Raw genomic sequence first — 16,627 nt, forward strand, 5'->3', positions numbered from 1 at the left:
AACCGGACCCGCCCCACCGCCGTACCCCCTCAGGGGCGCTTCTGCCGCCCCACCGCCCGCCGCAGCGACCGGGCCCGCCGCACCGCCCTGCGCACCGCCGCGTTGCGCGGCAGGAACGAGAACTGCGCGGGCACCCCGCCCGGCAGCCCCAGCGAGGTCAGCCGGCGCCGCTTGAAGTACCGCCAGGTCACCGGCGTGAGACGGGTGGAGAGATACCGCTGGGCCGCCGGCCGCAGCCCCGGGTTGATCTTCGGCTGCATCGCGAACCCGACCGCCTCCACCAGCGCGGCGACCTCCCGCTCGGCACCGTCCGAGGGCCGCCGCTCCGCCACCGCGGCCCGGTCGTCCAGCTCCGGCAGCAGGGCGTCGACCAGGGTGACCGGCACCCGGTTGCTGTTCTCGTACGGGGTGAGCCGGTCCAGCAGCAGCTCCGTGCCGACCCGGGCGACCGGCAGCCCGTAGAACGCCGACGCGGTGAGCAGCGCCGTCGAGAAGCAGCCCACCACCAGGGCCGGCCGCATCCGCTCGTAGATGACCTCGGCGAGCACGGGAGCCCGGAGTATCCCGGTGTCCAGCACGGTCAGCTCGGCCCCGAGCCGCTCCGCCTCCGCCTCCATCGACCGCGACCACTGGGCCGGAGCCGTCGGATGCGGCTTGAACACCAGCCGGGTGTGGCCGAGGGCGACCGCACCCCGCATCATCCGCAGGTGCAGCTCCTCCTCCTCCGCGGCGGTGATCAGCCCCAGCGCGGACAGGTACTGCCCCAGCAGCAGGGCCGGAGCCTCGACGGACGGCAACTCGGCCGGTGCTGAAGCCAGTTCACCGAGCACCTTCAGGAAGCCCTCGGTCTCCACGACCAGCGGCTCCACCCCGAACTCGGTCAGCAGCAGCGGCTTCAGCCCGGGCACCAGATCCAGGTGCAGCAGCCGCCGGATCCGCGTCCCGGTCAGCGGATCGAGTTTGCTGCGGGTGGGCCCGTAGCTCATCAGCCCGTCGGCGTACACATCGATCGGGGCGCCGGTGAAGATCCCGGTGATCGCCATCGCCGGGTTGACCTGGATCGACTCGACGGCCAGCTCGACGTCGTCGTCGCCCAGCTCCCAGGCCAGCCGCAGATGCCGCTCCCACAGGGGTACGTCGTCCGGGCGCGGGGACCAGCCGCTCGGGTGGAAGGGGGCGATGGTCTCGTTCCAGGAGATGACGTCGTCGAACCGGCCGCGCAGCAGCTCGAAGCCGGGCATCGCGTCGAGGGCCGGGGCCGTCTCCGGGACGGCCGCGTTGTTGCAGACCACCAGCACCCGGCGGTCGGCCGGGCCGAAACAGCCGGTGTCCAGGGCGGCGGCCAGGGTGGCCGCGCCGTAGAGGGTGGAGGCGGCGAAGAGCTGGGTGGTGCGGCGGGCGGGGAAGGTGCTCATGCCGTCGCCACCTCCTTCGCGGTGGCGGGCCTGCGGCGCAGCCGGCGCAGGACCGTGGCGCGCTCCACGTCCATCGAGTCGAGGACCTCGTCCAGCACGGGCTGCGGCAGCCGGCCGAGCGCCTGCGAACTCCGTACCTTCAGCATGCGGGCCACCGCCGGTTCGAACCTCGCGATCGAGTTCATGTGATGGAAGATGATGGCGCAGTACGTGCGTACCGCCTTGGGCAGCAGCGCGTCCGCCTCGGGGTCCTCGGCCGTCTCGCCTATGACCTGGTCGAAGGAGCGGATGAAGTCGAGTTGGCGGACGTCGCCGATCTGGGTCAGCGAGGAGGCCACGCCCCGCCGGTAGAAGATGCCCAGCGTGCCGAGCACCGCGAAGGACTCGGCGCTGCGGTGCAGCCGCCAGATCCACGGCCGGTCCTCCGCCGTGCGCAGCCCGTCGGTGAAGTGCAGCAGCCCCCGGTCCAGCAGCCTGCGGTGGTAGAGGCCGGCCCAGGCGTACGGGTAGTCCACCGAGGTGGTCCGGTCGGCGGGCAGGATGGCGGTGCGCGGGTCGGTCACGGTGTCGCGCCGGCCGTGCGGGACGCGGTGGACCGTACGGTTGGCGCGCTCGACCTGGACATGGTCGGTACGGACGAAGTCGCAGCCCAGGGCCTCGGTCCGGGCGAGCACCTCGGCGAAGTGGCCGGGGGCGACCCAGTCGTCGCCGTCCAGGAAGGCGATGTACTGCCCGCGCGCCACGTCCAGCCCGGTGTTCCGGGCCGTCGCCAGCCCCCCGTTCCGCTCATGTCTGTGCACGACCGCCCCCGGGATCTCGGCCTGGGCACGGCGCAGGACGTCCGCCGTCCCGTCGGTCGAGCAGTCGTCGACAAGGATGAACTCGAAGTCCTCACGGATATTGGCCCGAAGACTCCTGAGGGTGTCTGGCGCATATGTCTGCACGTTGAAGAACGGCACGATGACGGAGAGCTTAACCACGCGCATGACGTTAGGGCAGATCACGGCACGGATCTTGTCCCCGATGGGTAGGGAAGGTGAACGGCGGCGGTCGAGGCGGTGAACCGGCTCTCCGGGCGCCCCGGGGGCCCGATCGGAGCAGGGGGGATTCCTCTCCGCCCCACGGCAGGTGAAGGGTGAGTGGAATAGAGGTGAACCGCCCCCGGCGGAATTCCTTTTCGCGGTTCCGGGCCGCCCTATCGCCAATAGTCGGCTCGCTGTTAACCATCTGTTGCCGTCGCGTTGGGCCGCGGATCGGAATGCCTTCCTAACTTCTAGGACGTGCCCCCACGTACCAGCAATGCGGCCGATCCGGCCCCGACCCCCGCCGAGCCCCGCCCGGCGCTGCGGGTCGCCGTCCTCGCCGACTCCGACACCCGGTGGAAATGGGGCGCGCTCACCGCGCGCCGCCTGACCGCCGAGGCCGACGGAGGCGGACGGGGCGCGCGCCCCGTCGAGGTCAGCGGGCTGCTGCTGCGCGGCCGGGCCACCCCGACACCCCGCCAGCTCGCGGAGGTCGGCGAGGTCGGGATCGACGCGGACCAGGTCCGTGAGGTCACCGCGGTCGAGTTCCTGCACACCGTGCGCGACGAGGGGTACGACGTCGTCGTCCTCGCCCTCGTCGGCGGCGGCGTCCAGGCGATGCTGCACGGACTGGCCGCACTGAACCTCACCCGCCGGCCCGTCGTCGTCACCGGATACGTCGGTGTCGTCTACGAGAAGCTGGCCGACGGCCTCCTGCTGCGCCACGGCGCCGACGTCGTCCTCGCCAACTCGGCCCATGACGCGGAGCGGTTCCGCGCGGTGTACGAGGGAGTGGGCGCCGACGCCTCGGCCGTCACCGAGGCCGCGCTGCCCTTCCTCGGCGGAGCCCCGTACACCCCCGAAGAGGGCCGCGACACCGTCGTGTTCGCCGCCCAGCCCTCCGTACCGGCCTCCCGCGCCGACCGTGCGTACCTCCTCCGCCGGCTCGTGGAGCACGCCCGGCTCCACCCGCGCCGCGAGGTGCTGCTCAAGCTGCGCTCCAAGCCCGGCGAGCACACCACGCACATCGAGGAACTCCCGTACCAGAAGCTCGCGCAGAAGGTGCCCGGCGGGCTGCCGCCCAACTTCCGCCTGGTGTACGGGCACATGGGCGAGGTGCTGGACCGCGCCGACCTCTTGGTCACCGTCTCCTCGACCGCCGCCCTGGAGTCCCTGCACCGCCGCGTCCCGACCGCGATCCTCACCGACCTCGGCGTACGCGAACCCCTCGGCAACCACCACTTCGTCGGCTCCGGGCTGCTCACCTCCTGGGACCGGCTGGACGGCGGGTTCCGCCCGCGCCCCGACGCTGAGTGGCTGGCCGGCCAGGGCGTCGCCGCCGACGGCTCGTACTCCGCCGCCTACGACACCGCCCGGGCCAAGGTCACCGCCCTGCTGGCGGAGGGCCAACTCCCGCCCCTGGCGCCCTACTACACCCCGGCCACCGCCCCCGGCTACCTCCCCGGCATCCTCGCCCGCCACCACCTGGCCCCCGACGGCACGCCGCTGCCCGGTGCCGCGGCGCCGCAGGAGACCGGCCGGGTGCGGGGCGCGGTGCGGGAGACCGTACGCAACGCGGCGCGCGGCGCCTACCGGCACGGCGTCCAGCGCGTCGCCCCGGTGATCCGCCGGATGGGAGAGCTGTGACCACACCCGGCAGCCCCCGAGACACCGCGCCCACCGGGCCGGACGCGACCACCCCACCAGGAGCCACCATGCCCCCGACCGTGCTCGCCGTGATCCCCGCCCGCGGCGGATCCAAGGGCGTCCCCGCCAAGAACCTCGCCGAGGTCGGCGGCATCCCGCTGGTGGCCCGCGCGGTCCGTGCGGCACTCGGCGCCCCCGAGGTCACCGACGTCGTCGTCACCACCGACGACGGGACCATCGCCGAGGCCGCCCGCACCGCCGCCGCCCACCTCGGCGCCGCCCACCGGCTGCACTGCGTGGAGCGCCCCGCCGCCATCGCGGGCGACACCGCCACCAGCGAGGCCGCCGTGCTGCACGCCCTGGACGTCTACGAGGCCGAGCGCGCCCGCATCGTCGACGTGGTCCTCCTCGTCCAGTGCACCAGCCCGTTCGTCTCCCGCGAGGACATCGACGGGGTGGCCCGGGCGGTCGTCCACGAGGGTGCCGACACGGCGGTGACCGTCGCCCCGTTCCACGGGTTCCTCTGGCGCGACGGGGCCGCGGTCGAGGAGGGCACGTACGGCGTCAACCACGACAAGTCCGTACGCCCCCGCCGCCAGGACCGCCCCCAGGACCACCTGGAGACCGGCGCCGCCTACGCGATGGACGCGGCGGGCTTCCGTACCCACCGCCACCGCTTCTTCGGCCACACCGCCCTCGTGCCCACCGACCCGGCCCGGGTGCTGGAGATCGACGACCCGCACGACCTGGCCCGCGCCCGCGCGCTCGCCCCGCTCCTGGACCCCTCGCCGCTGCCCTCCCTCGCGGACGTGGACGCGGTCGTCCTGGACTTCGACGGCACCCAGACCGACGACCGGGTCATGGTCGACTCCGACGGCCGCGAGACCGTCTCCGTCCACCGGGGCGACGGGCTCGGCATCGCCGCCCTGCGCAAGGCGGGCGTGCCCCTGCTGATCCTCTCCACCGAACAGAACCCGGTCGTCGCCGCCCGCGCCCGCAAGCTGCGCGTCCCCGTCCTGCACGGCATCGACCGCAAGGACGAGGCGCTCAAGCAGTGGTGCGACGAGCAGAACATCGCGCCGGACCGCGTGCTCTACGTCGGCAACGACGTCAACGACCTGGGCTGCTTCGCGCTCGCGGGCTGGCCCGTGGCGGTCGGCAGCGCCCACGACTCGGTACGCGCCGCGGCGCGCGCCGTCACGACCACCCCCGGCGGCTACGGCGCCATCCGCGAGATCGCGGCCTGGCTGCTGGGCCCCACCCTCACCACGACCACCACCCCTGCCCCCACCGTCCCCACCAAGTAAGGAAGCACCACCATGAGCACCTCCCGCCTGCGCACGTTCGGCACCCGTACCGCCGGACCCGGCAACCCCGTCTACATCACCGGCGAGATCGGCATCAACCACAACGGCGACCTCGGCAACGCCCTCGCCCTCATCGACGCGGCCGCCGAAGCCGGCTGCGACGCGGTCAAGTTCCAGAAGCGCACCCCGGAGATCTGCACCCCGCGCGACCAGTGGGACATCGAGCGCGACACCCCCTGGGGCCGGATGACGTACATCGACTACCGCCACCGCGTCGAGTTCGGCGAGGAGGAGTACCAGGCCATCTCCGAGCACTGCGCCGAGCGCGGCATCGACTGGTTCGCCTCCCCGTGGGACACCGAGGCCGTCGCCTTCCTGGAGAAGTTCGACGTCCCGGCCCACAAGGTGGCCTCCGCCTCGCTCACCGACGACGAGCTGCTCCGTGCCCTGCGCGCCACCGGCCGCACGGTGATCCTCTCGACCGGCATGTCCACCCCGAAGCAGATCCGCCACGCGGTGGAGGTCCTGGGGTCGGACAACATCCTGCTCTGCCACGCCACCTCGACGTACCCGGCGAAGGCCGAGGAGCTCAACCTGCGGGTCATCAACACCCTCCAGCAGGAGTACCCCAACGTCCCGATCGGCTACAGCGGCCACGAGACCGGCCTGCAGACCACGCTGGCCGCCGTCGCCCTCGGCGCCACCTTCGTGGAGCGCCACATCACCCTCGACCGCGCCATGTGGGGCTCCGACCAGGCCGCCTCCGTCGAGCCGCAGGGGCTGACCCGTCTGGTCCGCGACATCCGCACCATCGAGGCCTCCCTCGGTGACGGCGTCAAGAAGGTGTACGAGTCCGAGCTCGGCCCGATGAAGAAGCTCCGCCGCGTCGCGGGCGTCGTCGCCGAGACCGAGAGCGCGCCGGCCCCCGAGCCGGTCGCGGTCTGAGCGCCGACCGGTGAACCTCGCCTTCGTCGAGAGCCCGGTCCAGCTCCTGAACGTCCTGGAGTGGACCCACGCCATGGGGGGAGACGACCCGGCCGGAACCACGGTCGTCGTCCTCCCCCCGGTCGACCCGATGTCGCGCGGCCAGCTGCGCAGGATGGCGGAGCTGGCCCGCGACGAGGGCATCACCGTTCGCTGGCAGGAGGCGCGCGGGGACTCCGGCGCGCCTCTCAAGGCCCTGCGCGCCCTGACCGGTCTGGTCAGGCGGGCGGACCACATAGTGATCGGCGACCCGTTCTCCCGCTATGTGCAGCTCCTGCTGACCCTGGTCCGCGCCGCACGCCTCACGGTGGTCGACGACGGCACGGCCACCATGGAGTTCGTCACCCAGCTGGCCCGGGGCGAGCGGCTGACCCGCTGGCACCGCAAGGGCCGCGGCGGCCCGCGCGAACTGCTCCTCGCCCCGGTCACGGCCACCGCCCGCCGCCGCTTCACCCCGACGGCCCGGCACGAGGTGGAGGTCTTCACCGCGATGCCGGTCGACCCCCCGAAGGGCGTCACCGTCACCGCCAACACCTTCGCCTGGACCCGCGCCCGCTTCGGCCCGCCGAGCGTGGGCAAGGGCGCCGACCTGGTCGGCACCTCCCTGGTGGAGACGGGCGTGGTCGACGCCGTCCCGTACCAGGAGGCGGTCGCCTCCCTGGCCCGCACCCACGGCGCCACCCGCTACTTCGCCCACCGCCGCGAGTCCGCCGACAAGCTCCACGCCCTGGAAGCCGCCACCGGCCTGGAGATCGTCCGCCCGGACCTCCCCCTGGAACTCATCGCCCGCCGCGGCCCCATCGGCCACACGGTGGTGAGCTTCCCCTCGACGGTGGTCCACACCCTCCCCCTGGCCCTGGCCGGCACCGGCGTGAACATCGCGGTCTGCGACATCGCCCCGGAATGGCTCCGCACCACGGCCTCACCCCGCGCCCAGGGCTTCCTGAGCGGGGTCACGGAGACGGCACGGGGGGTGCAGCGGCTGACGTCGACGGCGCACGCGTAGAGCCCCCCGGGTCGCTCGAGGGCCCTCGCCGCGCCGGACCCCCGCAGCCCCGGGGCCCCGGGCGTCCGGAGGCCCCGACGCGTCAGGTGCCTCCAGGTCCCCGACGCGTCAGCCGATCGCCTGCCCCTCCCCGAAACCGAAGCCGCCGCCTGCCGCCACGCGGCCCGGCCACACGGTCATGGTGCCGTCCTGCGTACGTCCGTGCAGGTCGGCGATGCCGTCGCCGTCGAGGTCGCCCACCGTGTCCAGCACCGGGTGGGTGGCCGGGGTGAAGCCCGTGCCGATCTTCACGCGGTCCGCCGGGGCGTCCCACGTGGTGCCGTCGGGGCCGTCGGTGCCGGGCACGCTGTAAAGGTCGCCCGTGGCCTTCTCGCGGAGCCACAGGTCCGCCAGGCCGTCACCGTCGAGGTCGCCGGGGGCGAGGACGGTGTAGTCGTCCCAGTCCGTACCGCCGACCCGCACCGGGGCGTCCAGCATCTGCCCCCACAGGCCGTGGTAGACCCACAGGTTGCCGCCCTCCTGCACCAGGAGGTCGCCCTGGCCGTCGCCGTTCAGGTCGCCGGGGGCGATGACCTGTTCCGCGTCGCCCCAGTGGTCGTCGCCGGTCCAGCCGGGCTCGCCCACGCAGCCGTAGCTCTCGTCCGGCACCGGGCAGAAGACCGTGAGCTCCTGCCGGCCGGCGGCCGGGTCGACCGTGCCCAGGCCGTTGTTGGAGTGGACCCAGAGCTTCTGCCGCTGCTCGTCCGCGTCGTATTCCAGCGTCACCAGGTCGACGTATCCGTCGCCGTCCCAGTCGGTGCGGTAGGAGGCGTCCCGGGCGTCGGGCACGCTCAGGTTGCCGTCGGCCGCCGGGGCGAAGGTGCCGTCGCCACGTCCCGCGTAGGTGTGCAGCTTCCCCTGCGCGTCCAGGCTCCAGATGTCCTTGGCGCCGTCCCCGTTGAGGTCGCCGGGGGCGTCGAGACCGGTGCTTTGGGCGTAGAAGTGGTAAGTGGTCGTGTCCGAGCGGTTGCCGGACCGGTCGAGGCTGTAGGCGTACAGCATGTGCGGTCCGCCGGTCAGCGGAGTGGCCGTCACGTCCGCCGTCCCGCCGGGGGATACGGAGACCTCGCGCTGCTTCGGGTCGAAGGAGGTGTACCAGACGTACCCGACGACGTCGTCCACACCGGCCGCGCCCAGGGTGAAGGTGCCGGGCGTACGGGCCTTGCCGGTCTCGGCCGGCCAGCCGCCGGACCCGTCGGGGAACTGCTCCGAGGAGACCGTCGGCGGCTTGTCGGGCCGGACGCGGTCCACCGAGAACGTGCAGAAGCCGGTCCAGGCGGAGGTGGCCCCCTCCGCGTCCTCGGCCCGGACCCGCCAGCGGTAGTCGCCCGAGGGCAGATCGGCCCGGTAGGAGGCGGTGGAGCCCGGCATGGCACCGACCGAGGCGTCGGCGACCGGTTCCGTCCCGCCGGTGGCGAAGATCTGGAACCGCGCGGTGAGGGAGAAGGAGTCGGCGTCCCTGACCCGGGCCATCAGCGTCAGCTGCGTATTGCCGACGAACCCGCCGGCGCACTCGGTGGCCGGGCTCGTGGCCAGGCGGTCGGGTATCCGCGGCGGCTTGTTCGCGGCGGACGCGCGCACGGCGGAGGCGGTGGAGCGGGCGCTGTCCGCCGAGGCGGTGGCGGGCGGGGCCAGGGCGGCGACGGTGCCGAGGGAGGCGACGACGGCCACCAGGACCGGGCCGCGGCGGAGTCTCTTTCTCCTCGGGGCGGTGCTGGACGTGCTGTTCATAGGACTCCTCACAGGAAATTCATGATTCCTTCGTGATCCTATGGAGGCCGCCGACGGGCCGGAACGGATTCTCGGCCCGGCTCCAGGTGGGCGGCCTGCCGCCGGTGCCCGGCCCGCCGAAAGGCGGTGGAGTGTACCCATCCGGAACCCCCGTCACACACCCTCACCCCGCCTTTCGTTCCCCTGTGCGGTTGAAGATTTCTTGATCTGTGGCCGGTTGAGGGACGAAGGGGCCTACCCTTCACAAGGTGAACCAGTTGAAGTCCCGCGCCTCCCGCCCCGAAGACCTGGTCGACCAGCCGGGGGGAGGTGGGCTGCCCGGCAGGCTCGGTGACGAGCTGCGGGCCGAGCTGATCGCCTTCCGCCGGGATCTGCACATGCACCCCGAGCTGGGCAACCAGGAGTTCCGCACCACCGCCGCCATCAAGGACCGGCTGGAGAAGGCGGGGCTGAAGCCGCGGGTCCTCGATGTGGGGACCGGGCTCGTCTGCGATGTGGGGGAGTGGGACGGTGTGACGCCCATGCTGGCGTTGCGGGCCGACATCGACGCGCTGCCGATCCCCGACACCAAGGTGGACGTCCCCTACCGGTCCACCGTCCCCGACCGCGCCCACGCCTGCGGGCACGACGTCCACACCACCACCGTCCTCGGCGCCGGCCTGGTGCTCGCGGAGCTGGACCGCGAGGGGCTCCTGCCGAACGCGGTGCGTCTGGTCTTCCAGCCGGCCGAGGAGGTCATGCCGGGCGGCGCGCTCAGCGCGATCGAGTCCGGGGTGCTGGAGGGCGTCGGGCGGATCATCGCGGTCCACTGCGACCCGAAGGTGGACGTCGGGACGATCGGGCTGCGCATCGGCCCCATCACCTCCGCCTGCGACCGCCTGGAGATCTCCCTCGACGGCCCCGGCGGCCACACCGCCCGCCCGCACCTCACCACCGACCTGGTCACCGCCGCCGCCCGGGTCGCCGTGGACGTCCCCGCGCTGCTCTCCCGTCGCGTCGACGCCCGCTCGGGCCTCGTCCTCACCTGGGGCCGCCTCCACACCGGCCACGCCCCCAACGTCGTCCCGCAGCACGCCGAGCTCTCCGGCACGGTCCGCTGCCTGGATCTGAACGCCTGGCGGGACGCGGCCGACCTGGTGCACGCCGCCGTCGACGAGGTGGCCGGAATGCACCGGGCGAAGACCGTGATCGATTACGTACGGGGGGTGCCGCCCGTGGTGAACGACGCCGAGAGCGTCGGCCTGCTGGACGCGGCGATGACCGAGCGCCGCGGTTCGTACGCGATCGAGGACACCGAGCAGAGCCTCGGCGGCGAGGACTTCTCCTGGTACCTGGAGCGCGTCCCCGGGGCGATGGCCCGTCTGGGGGTCCGGCCGCCCGGCGACACGCGCGGTCTGGACCTGCACCGCGGCAACTTCGATGTGGACGAGGAAGCCATCACCGTGGGGGTTGAGCTGTTCACGGCCGCGGCCCTGCTGGCCGGACGCTCTTAGGGCTGCCGTAACGAACTGTTCGCGGGCCATCCATGGACGGCCGCGACACCTTCTGTTCGCGACGATCCGGTAACGGCTTCCGTACGTGCTCTTATCTGACATCTACGCGCGTTACGATCGCCGCGAAACCAGCGCCGGAAGAGGCGCTTCGGTCAGGTTTGAAGGAGCCTCCCCTTGCGCCGGATCACCAGGATTGCCACCGTGGGCGTCGCGTCAGCGGCCCTCGCGCTCTCCGCCACCGCGTGTGGCGGAAAAACGTCGTCGGACTCCGGTTCCGACGGTTCGGACAAGGCCGCCATCGCGTACGACATCGGTGGCCGCGGCGACCAGTCGTTCAACGACGCCGCCTACGCCGGTCTCGCCAAGGCCGAGAAGGACCTCGACATCAGCGGCAACGAGGCCGAGCCCTCGGACGGCGAGAGCGACGCCGACAAGGTCCAGCGCCTCACCGAGCTGGCCCGCGCCGGCAACAACCCGGTGATCGGTGTCGGCTTCGCCTACGCCCCCGCCATCAAGAAGGTCGCGCCGAAGTTCCCGAAGACCACCTTCGGGATCATCGACGACGCCTCGGTGACGGGCAAGAACATCGCCAACATCGTCTTCAACGAGGAGCAGGGCTCCTACCTCGCCGGCGTCGCCGCCGCCAAGGTCACGAAGACGAAGGTGGTCGGCTTCATCGGCGGCGTCGAGACCCCGCTGATCAAGAAGTTCGAGGCCGGTTACGTCCAGGGCGTCAAGGACACCGACCCGTCGGTGAACGTGCTCCCGCAGTACCTGACCCAGCCGCCGAACTTCGACGGCTTCTCCAAGCCCGACCTCGGCAAGGCCGCCGCCCAGGGCCAGCTCGACAAGAAGGCCGACGTCATCTACTCGGCCGCCGGCCTGGCCGGCTCCGGTGCCATCGAGGCCGCCTCCAAGGCGGGCAAGTGGAACATCGGCGTCGACTCCGACCAGTACAACCAGGCGGGCCTCGCCAACTACAAGGATTCCATCCTGACCTCGGTCATGAAGGACGTCGAGGACTCGGTCTTCAACCTGATCAAGTCGGTCCAGGACGGCAAGCCGCAGTCCGGTGAGATCCGCTACGGCCTGGACAAGGACGGCGTCGGCCTGTCGATGTCCAACCCGGCCTTCACCGAGATGAAGGACGTCATCGCCGCGGTCGACAAGGCCAAGCAGGACATCATCGACGGCAAGATCACCGTCAAGACCGCCCCGTAACCAGGCCGGTCCAGGCCGGTCCTGGTCCGCCAGATACCCCGGCCGGTTTCCCAGGCCCTGTCCGCACGTCCGCCGCACCCAGGCGTGGCGGGCGGACAGGGCCCGCCGGGCCCTCACCCGTGAACAGGGGGCGGCGCCCGCAGCACCCGCAGAACAGCGGCAAGAACAGCAGCCAGAACAGCAGAACCGAAGAAGATCCGCCTCTCGCAGTGCTCTCCCACCGGTTCCGGACCCCGCGTCCGGACTGTGACGTGCGTCTGTGTCTTACGATTCGGCAGCTCTACGCGTGTAGACGGCCCTCCGGCGCGATAACTTCACCCCCTCCAGCCCCTCCGCCCCCGCTCCTGTCCGGCCAAGGAGAGTGCGTCATCAACGCGTCCAGCAGCCCCCCCGCCGTGGAACTGCACGGCATCACCAAGCGCTTCCCCGGCGTCGTCGCCAACCACGACATCGACATCACGATCGGCAAGGGCACGGTTCACGCCCTCGTCGGTGAGAACGGTGCCGGCAAGTCCACCCTGATGAAGATCCTCTACGGCATGCAGAAGCCGGACGAGGGCACCATCGCCATCAACGGTGAGCAGGTCTCCTTCTCCAACCCCGGCGACGCCATCGAGCGCGGCATCGGCATGGTGCACCAGCACTTCATGCTCGCCGACAACTTCACCGTCCTGGAGAACGTGGTCCTCGGCGGCGAGAAGCTGTACGGCATCGGCGCCGGTGCCCGCAGGAAGATCAAGGAGATCTCCGACGCGTACGGTCTCGGCATCCGCCCCGACGCGCTCGTCGAGGACCTCGGGGTCGCCGACCGGCAGCGGGTGGAGATCCTCAAGGTCCTCTACCGGGGCGCCCGCATCCTCATCCTGGACGAGCCGACCGCGGTCCTCGTGCCGCAGGAGGTCGACGCCCTCTTCGCCAACCTGCGCGAGCTCAAGGCCGAGGGCCTGACCGTCATCTTCATCTCGCACAAGCTGGGCGAAGTGCTCTCGGTCGCCGACGACATCACGGTCATCCGCCGCGGTACGACGGTGGGCACCGCCGACCCGGCCACCACCACGACCAAGCAGCTCGCCGAACTGATGGTCGGCAGCGAGCTGCCCTCGCCGGAGACCCGCGAGTCCACCGTCACCGACGTGCCCATGCTGCGCGTACGGGACCTGGCGCTCACCGTCACCGACCCCGACGGCACCGTCCGCGACGTCCTCGCGGACGTCGGCTTCACCATCCACAAGGGTGAGGTCCTCGGGATCGCCGGCGTCGAGGGCAACGGGCAGACCGAGCTGATCGAGGCCCTGATGGGGATGCGGGACCCGGACGGCGGGGTGATCACCCTCGACACCGACGACATCTCGCACGCACCCACCCGCAGGCGCCGTGAGTCCGGCATCGGCTACATCCCCGAGGACCGGCACCGCCACGGCGTGCTGCTGGACGCCCCGCTCTGGGAGAACCGCATCCTCGGCCACGTCACCGAGAAGCCCAACAGCAGCGGCTGGCTGCTGGACAACAAGGCGGCCCGCACCGACACCGAGCGGATCGTGCGCGAGTACGACGTCCGCACCCCCGGTATCGAGGTCACCGCGGCCTCCCTCTCCGGCGGCAACCAGCAGAAGCTGATCGTCGGCCGCGAGATGAGCCACACGCCCAAGCTCCTGATCGCCGCCCACCCCACCCGTGGCGTGGACGTCGGCGCGCAGGCGCAGATCTGGGACCAGATCCGCGAGGCCCGCCGCGAAGGGCTCGCCGTCCTGCTGATCTCGGCGGACCTGGACGAGCTGATCGGGCTCTCCGACACCCTGCGCGTCATGTACCGCGGCCGGCTGGTCGCCGACGCCGACCCCGCCACCATCACCCCGGAGGAACTGGGCTCGGCCATGACCGGCGCCGCCACCGGTCACCTCGAAGGCTCGGAGGACGAGGCCCGATGAAGAAATTCGACAAGGACCGGCTGATCCTGGGCCTCGCCGGCCCGGTGCTCGCCCTGGTCGTGGCCCTCGCGCTGACGACCGTGGTGCTGCTGGCCTCCGGCCGCAACCCCTTCGAGCCGTACCGGATCATGTTCGAGTCGGCGAGCTACGTCGACGTACAGGTCCTGATCGTCAACCAGGCCGGTACGTACTACCTCGCCGCCCTCGCCGTGGCCGTCGGCTTCCGGATGAACCTCTTCAACATCGGCGTCGACGGGCAGTACCGCCTCGCCGCCATGATGGCCGCACTGGTCGGCGCCAGCGTCAGCCTGCCGGGCCCGCTGCACATCGCGCTGATCGTGGTCGTCGCGATGCTGGTGGGCGCTTTCTGGGCCGGTATCGCGGGCTTCCTCAAGACGACCCGCGGGGTGAGCGAGGTCGTCTCCACGATCATGCTCAACTCGATCGCCACCGCTCTGATCGCCTGGCTGATCCTGCCGAAGAACTTCGGCGAGCAGCCCGCCGGCTCCAACAACCTCACCACCGGTGACATCGCGGAGTCCGGCTGGTTCCCGGGCCTGCCGATGGGCGACGGCGGCGAGATCTACGGCTTCACCTTCGTCGCGGCCGGCTGCGGCCTGCTCTACTGGTTCGTCCTCAACCGCACCCGGTTCGGCTTCGACCTGCGCGCCACGGGCGCCAGCGAGAGCGCCGCCCAGGCCTCCGGGGTGGACGCCAAGAAGATGATTCTCACCTCGATGCTGATCTCCGGCGCGGTGGCGGGCCTCGCCGGCATGCCGACGCTGCTCGGCGACACCCACACATACAGCCTCGACTTCCCCACCGGGATCGGCTTCACCGGTATCACCATCGCGCTGCTGGGCCGCAACAACCCGCTCGGCATCGCCTTCAGCGCCCTGCTGATCGCCTTCCTCGACAAGTCGTCGGCCTCTCTCGACCAGTACGGGTACGAGAAGGAGATCGCCACGATCATGCAGGGTCTGATCGTGATCTCGGTCGTCGTCTCCTACGAGCTCGTACGCCGCTACGGCGTGCGCCGCCAGCAGCAGAAGGTGGGCGAGGAGCTCGCCGCCGGCCACGCCATCAAGACCGAGAAGGAGGCGGCCCTGTGAGCACCAGCAAAGTCACCGCCGCACGCCCCGCCCCCAAGAAGGGCGGCCGTCGCAAGCTCACCCTGCCCGTCGTCCTGCTCATCATCGCGGGCGGCCTCGCCCTCGTCTCGATCGTCCGCCTGATCAGCGGCGCCGACGACATCACCTCGGTCGGCCAGGTCGCCGGCGCGCTGGAGCTCGCCGTCCCGATCGGCCTCGCCGGACTCGGCGGCCTGTGGGCCGAGCGCGCGGGCGTCGTCAACATCGGTCTCGAAGGCATGATGATCCTCGGTACCTGGTTCGGTGCCTGGGCCGGATTCCAGTGGGGCCCGTGGATGGGTGTCCTCTTCGGCATCCTCGGCGGCTGCCTCGGCGGCCTGCTCCACGCGGTCATCACCGTCACCTTCGGCGTGAACCACATCGTCTCCGGTGTGGCCATCAACATCCTCGCCGTCGGCGTCACCCGCTACCTCTCCAACTTCGCCTTCGACGGCGTCAAGGGCGGCTCCTCGAAGCAGTCCCCGCGCATCGACCCGATCGACAAGATCACCATTCCGGGGCTCTCCGACTGGCTGCGGGACATCCAGCAACACCACTGGTTCCTGGTCTCCGACATCGCGGGCATCCTCGGCGGCCTGGTCACCGGCCTCTCGCTGCTGACCCTGCTCGCGCTGCTGCTGATCCCGGCGACCTGGTGGGTCCTGTGGCGCACCTCGTTCGGGCTGCGGCTGCGCTCCTGCGGTGAGTCCCCGGTGGCCGCCGAGACGCTCGGCGTCAACGTGTACAAGTACAAGTACATCGCCGTCACCATCTCGGGCGGTCTCGCCGGCCTCGGCGGCGCGTTCCTCGCGATCGTCGCCACCGGCATCTACCAGGAGGGCCAGACCGGCGGCCGCGGCTACATCGGCCTCGCCGCCATGATCTTCGGCAACTGGATGCCGGGCGGTATGGCGCTGGGCGCCGGCCTCTTCGGCTTCACCGACAGCCTCAAGCTGCGCGGTGGCGCCGAGAACGTCCACGCGATGCTGCTCCTGCTGGCGATCCTGCTGGTCATCGCGGTGTTCTGGCAGCTCTACAAGAAGAAGTACGTCGCCGCGGTGATCTCGGCGGCCGTCTCGGCGCTGCTCTTCACCTGGTACCTGCTCACCGACCAGGTGCCGAGCCAGTTCGTCGACGCCGCTCCGTACGTCACCACGCTGCTGGTCCTCTCGCTCTCCGCGCAACGGCTGCGGATGCCGAAGGCGAACGGCGTGCCCTACCGGAAGGGCGAGGGCAAGTGACCTCGCCCGCCTCCGGGAGGCCGGTGTTCGGCGAGTCCGACTGGGAGGCCCTGCGGGTCGCGGCCCGGGACGCGATGTCCCGGGCGTACGCACCCTACTCGGGCTTCCCGGTCGGGGTCGCCGCACGGGTGGACGACGGCCGCACGATCACCGGCTGCAACGTCGAGAACGCCTCCTACGGCCTCTCGCTCTGCGCCGAGTGCGGCCTGGTCTCCACCCTCCAGGCGACCGGCGGCGGCCGGCTGACCCACTTCACCTGTGTGGACGGCACCGGGGCGGTCCTGGTGCCGTGCGGCAGGTGCCGCCAGCTCCTGTACGAGTTCGGCGGCCCCGGACTCCTCCTGGAGACGCCCGACGGGCGCCGCACGCTGGACGAGATGCTGCCGCAGTCGTTCGGCCCGCAGCACCTCGGCTGAATCTGTAAACCTGGTGGCCCTTCCCCTCCCGGAAGGGCCACCGCCAT

Annotated in this window: 13 protein-coding genes; 10 read left to right on the forward strand and 3 right to left on the reverse strand. The window is 71.5% G+C overall.

Going from position 1 to position 16,627, the window contains the following annotated elements; all coding sequences use genetic code 11:
• Nucleotides 1-29: 29 nt before the first annotated feature.
• Nucleotides 30-1,415 (reverse strand): polysialyltransferase family glycosyltransferase, encoded by a 1,386-nt coding sequence (locus tag D6270_RS21530; protein WP_109163982.1) that lies wholly within the window; start codon nucleotides 1,413-1,415, stop codon nucleotides 30-32.
• Nucleotides 1,412-2,395 (reverse strand): glycosyltransferase family 2 protein, encoded by a 984-nt coding sequence (locus tag D6270_RS21535; RefSeq protein WP_109167323.1) that lies wholly within the window; start codon nucleotides 2,393-2,395, stop codon nucleotides 1,412-1,414. Before D6270_RS21535 ends, D6270_RS21530 begins: the two co-directional genes overlap by 4 nt.
• Before the next feature lie 300 nt (nucleotides 2,396-2,695).
• Here D6270_RS21535 and D6270_RS21540 point away from each other — a divergent pair, with 300 nt between their 5' ends.
• The 4 genes from D6270_RS21540 to D6270_RS21555 all read left to right on the forward strand — a co-directional run bounded on the left by D6270_RS21540 (nucleotide 2,696) and on the right by D6270_RS21555 (nucleotide 7,381).
• Nucleotides 2,696-4,084: a DUF6716 putative glycosyltransferase gene (locus D6270_RS21540; RefSeq protein WP_109163981.1), complete on the forward strand. Its 1,389-nt coding sequence runs from the start codon at nucleotides 2,696-2,698 to the stop codon at nucleotides 4,082-4,084.
• Between the two features lie 68 nt (nucleotides 4,085-4,152).
• The gene (locus D6270_RS21545) at nucleotides 4,153-5,391 is read left to right on the forward strand and encodes an acylneuraminate cytidylyltransferase (RefSeq protein ID WP_109163980.1); all 1,239 of its coding nucleotides are present in this window, start codon (nucleotides 4,153-4,155) and stop codon (nucleotides 5,389-5,391) included.
• Between the two features lie 12 nt (nucleotides 5,392-5,403).
• Nucleotides 5,404-6,336 carry an N-acetylneuraminate synthase family protein gene (locus D6270_RS21550; RefSeq protein ID WP_109163979.1) on the forward strand — a complete coding sequence of 311 codons (933 nt, stop codon included), beginning with the start codon at nucleotides 5,404-5,406 and terminating at the stop codon, nucleotides 6,334-6,336.
• 10 nt (nucleotides 6,337-6,346) lie between these two features.
• Nucleotides 6,347-7,381 (forward strand): hypothetical protein, encoded by a 1,035-nt coding sequence (locus D6270_RS21555; protein ID WP_109163978.1) that lies wholly within the window; start codon nucleotides 6,347-6,349, stop codon nucleotides 7,379-7,381.
• A gap of 108 nt (nucleotides 7,382-7,489) precedes the next feature.
• On the opposite strand, the gene D6270_RS21560 is transcribed toward D6270_RS21555, so the two are convergent.
• The gene (locus tag D6270_RS21560) at nucleotides 7,490-9,151 is read right to left on the reverse strand and encodes an FG-GAP repeat domain-containing protein (protein WP_151414711.1); all 1,662 of its coding nucleotides are present in this window, start codon (nucleotides 9,149-9,151) and stop codon (nucleotides 7,490-7,492) included.
• Nucleotides 9,152-9,408: 257 nt separating this feature from the next.
• Here D6270_RS21560 and D6270_RS21565 point away from each other — a divergent pair, with 257 nt between their 5' ends.
• From D6270_RS21565 to D6270_RS21590, 6 genes are all read left to right on the forward strand, one after another.
• Nucleotides 9,409-10,644, forward strand: a complete 1,236-nt coding sequence (locus D6270_RS21565; RefSeq protein WP_109163976.1) for an amidohydrolase — start codon at nucleotides 9,409-9,411, stop codon at nucleotides 10,642-10,644.
• 174 nt (nucleotides 10,645-10,818) lie between these two features.
• Nucleotides 10,819-11,865 carry a BMP family lipoprotein gene (locus tag D6270_RS21570; RefSeq protein WP_109163975.1) on the forward strand — a complete coding sequence of 349 codons (1,047 nt, stop codon included), beginning with the start codon at nucleotides 10,819-10,821 and terminating at the stop codon, nucleotides 11,863-11,865.
• Nucleotides 11,866-12,209: 344 nt separating this feature from the next.
• Entirely contained in the window at nucleotides 12,210-13,793 is a 1,584-nt protein-coding gene (locus tag D6270_RS21575) for an ABC transporter ATP-binding protein (protein ID WP_109167322.1), read from the forward strand.
• Nucleotides 13,790-14,905 carry an ABC transporter permease gene (locus D6270_RS21580; RefSeq protein WP_109163974.1) on the forward strand — a complete coding sequence of 372 codons (1,116 nt, stop codon included), beginning with the start codon at nucleotides 13,790-13,792 and terminating at the stop codon, nucleotides 14,903-14,905. The genes D6270_RS21575 and D6270_RS21580 overlap by 4 nt, the downstream gene beginning before the upstream one ends.
• Nucleotides 14,902-16,164, forward strand: coding sequence for an ABC transporter permease (locus D6270_RS21585; RefSeq protein ID WP_109163973.1), 1,263 nt, complete (start codon nucleotides 14,902-14,904; stop codon nucleotides 16,162-16,164). The genes D6270_RS21580 and D6270_RS21585 overlap by 4 nt, the downstream gene beginning before the upstream one ends.
• Nucleotides 16,161-16,580 carry a cytidine deaminase gene (locus D6270_RS21590; RefSeq protein ID WP_109163972.1) on the forward strand — a complete coding sequence of 140 codons (420 nt, stop codon included), beginning with the start codon at nucleotides 16,161-16,163 and terminating at the stop codon, nucleotides 16,578-16,580. Before D6270_RS21585 ends, D6270_RS21590 begins: the two co-directional genes overlap by 4 nt.
• Nucleotides 16,581-16,627 lie beyond the last annotated feature (47 nt).

It is taken from the genome of Streptomyces griseus subsp. griseus, from assembly GCF_003610995.1.
GTDB lineage: Bacteria > Actinomycetota > Actinomycetes > Streptomycetales > Streptomycetaceae > Streptomyces.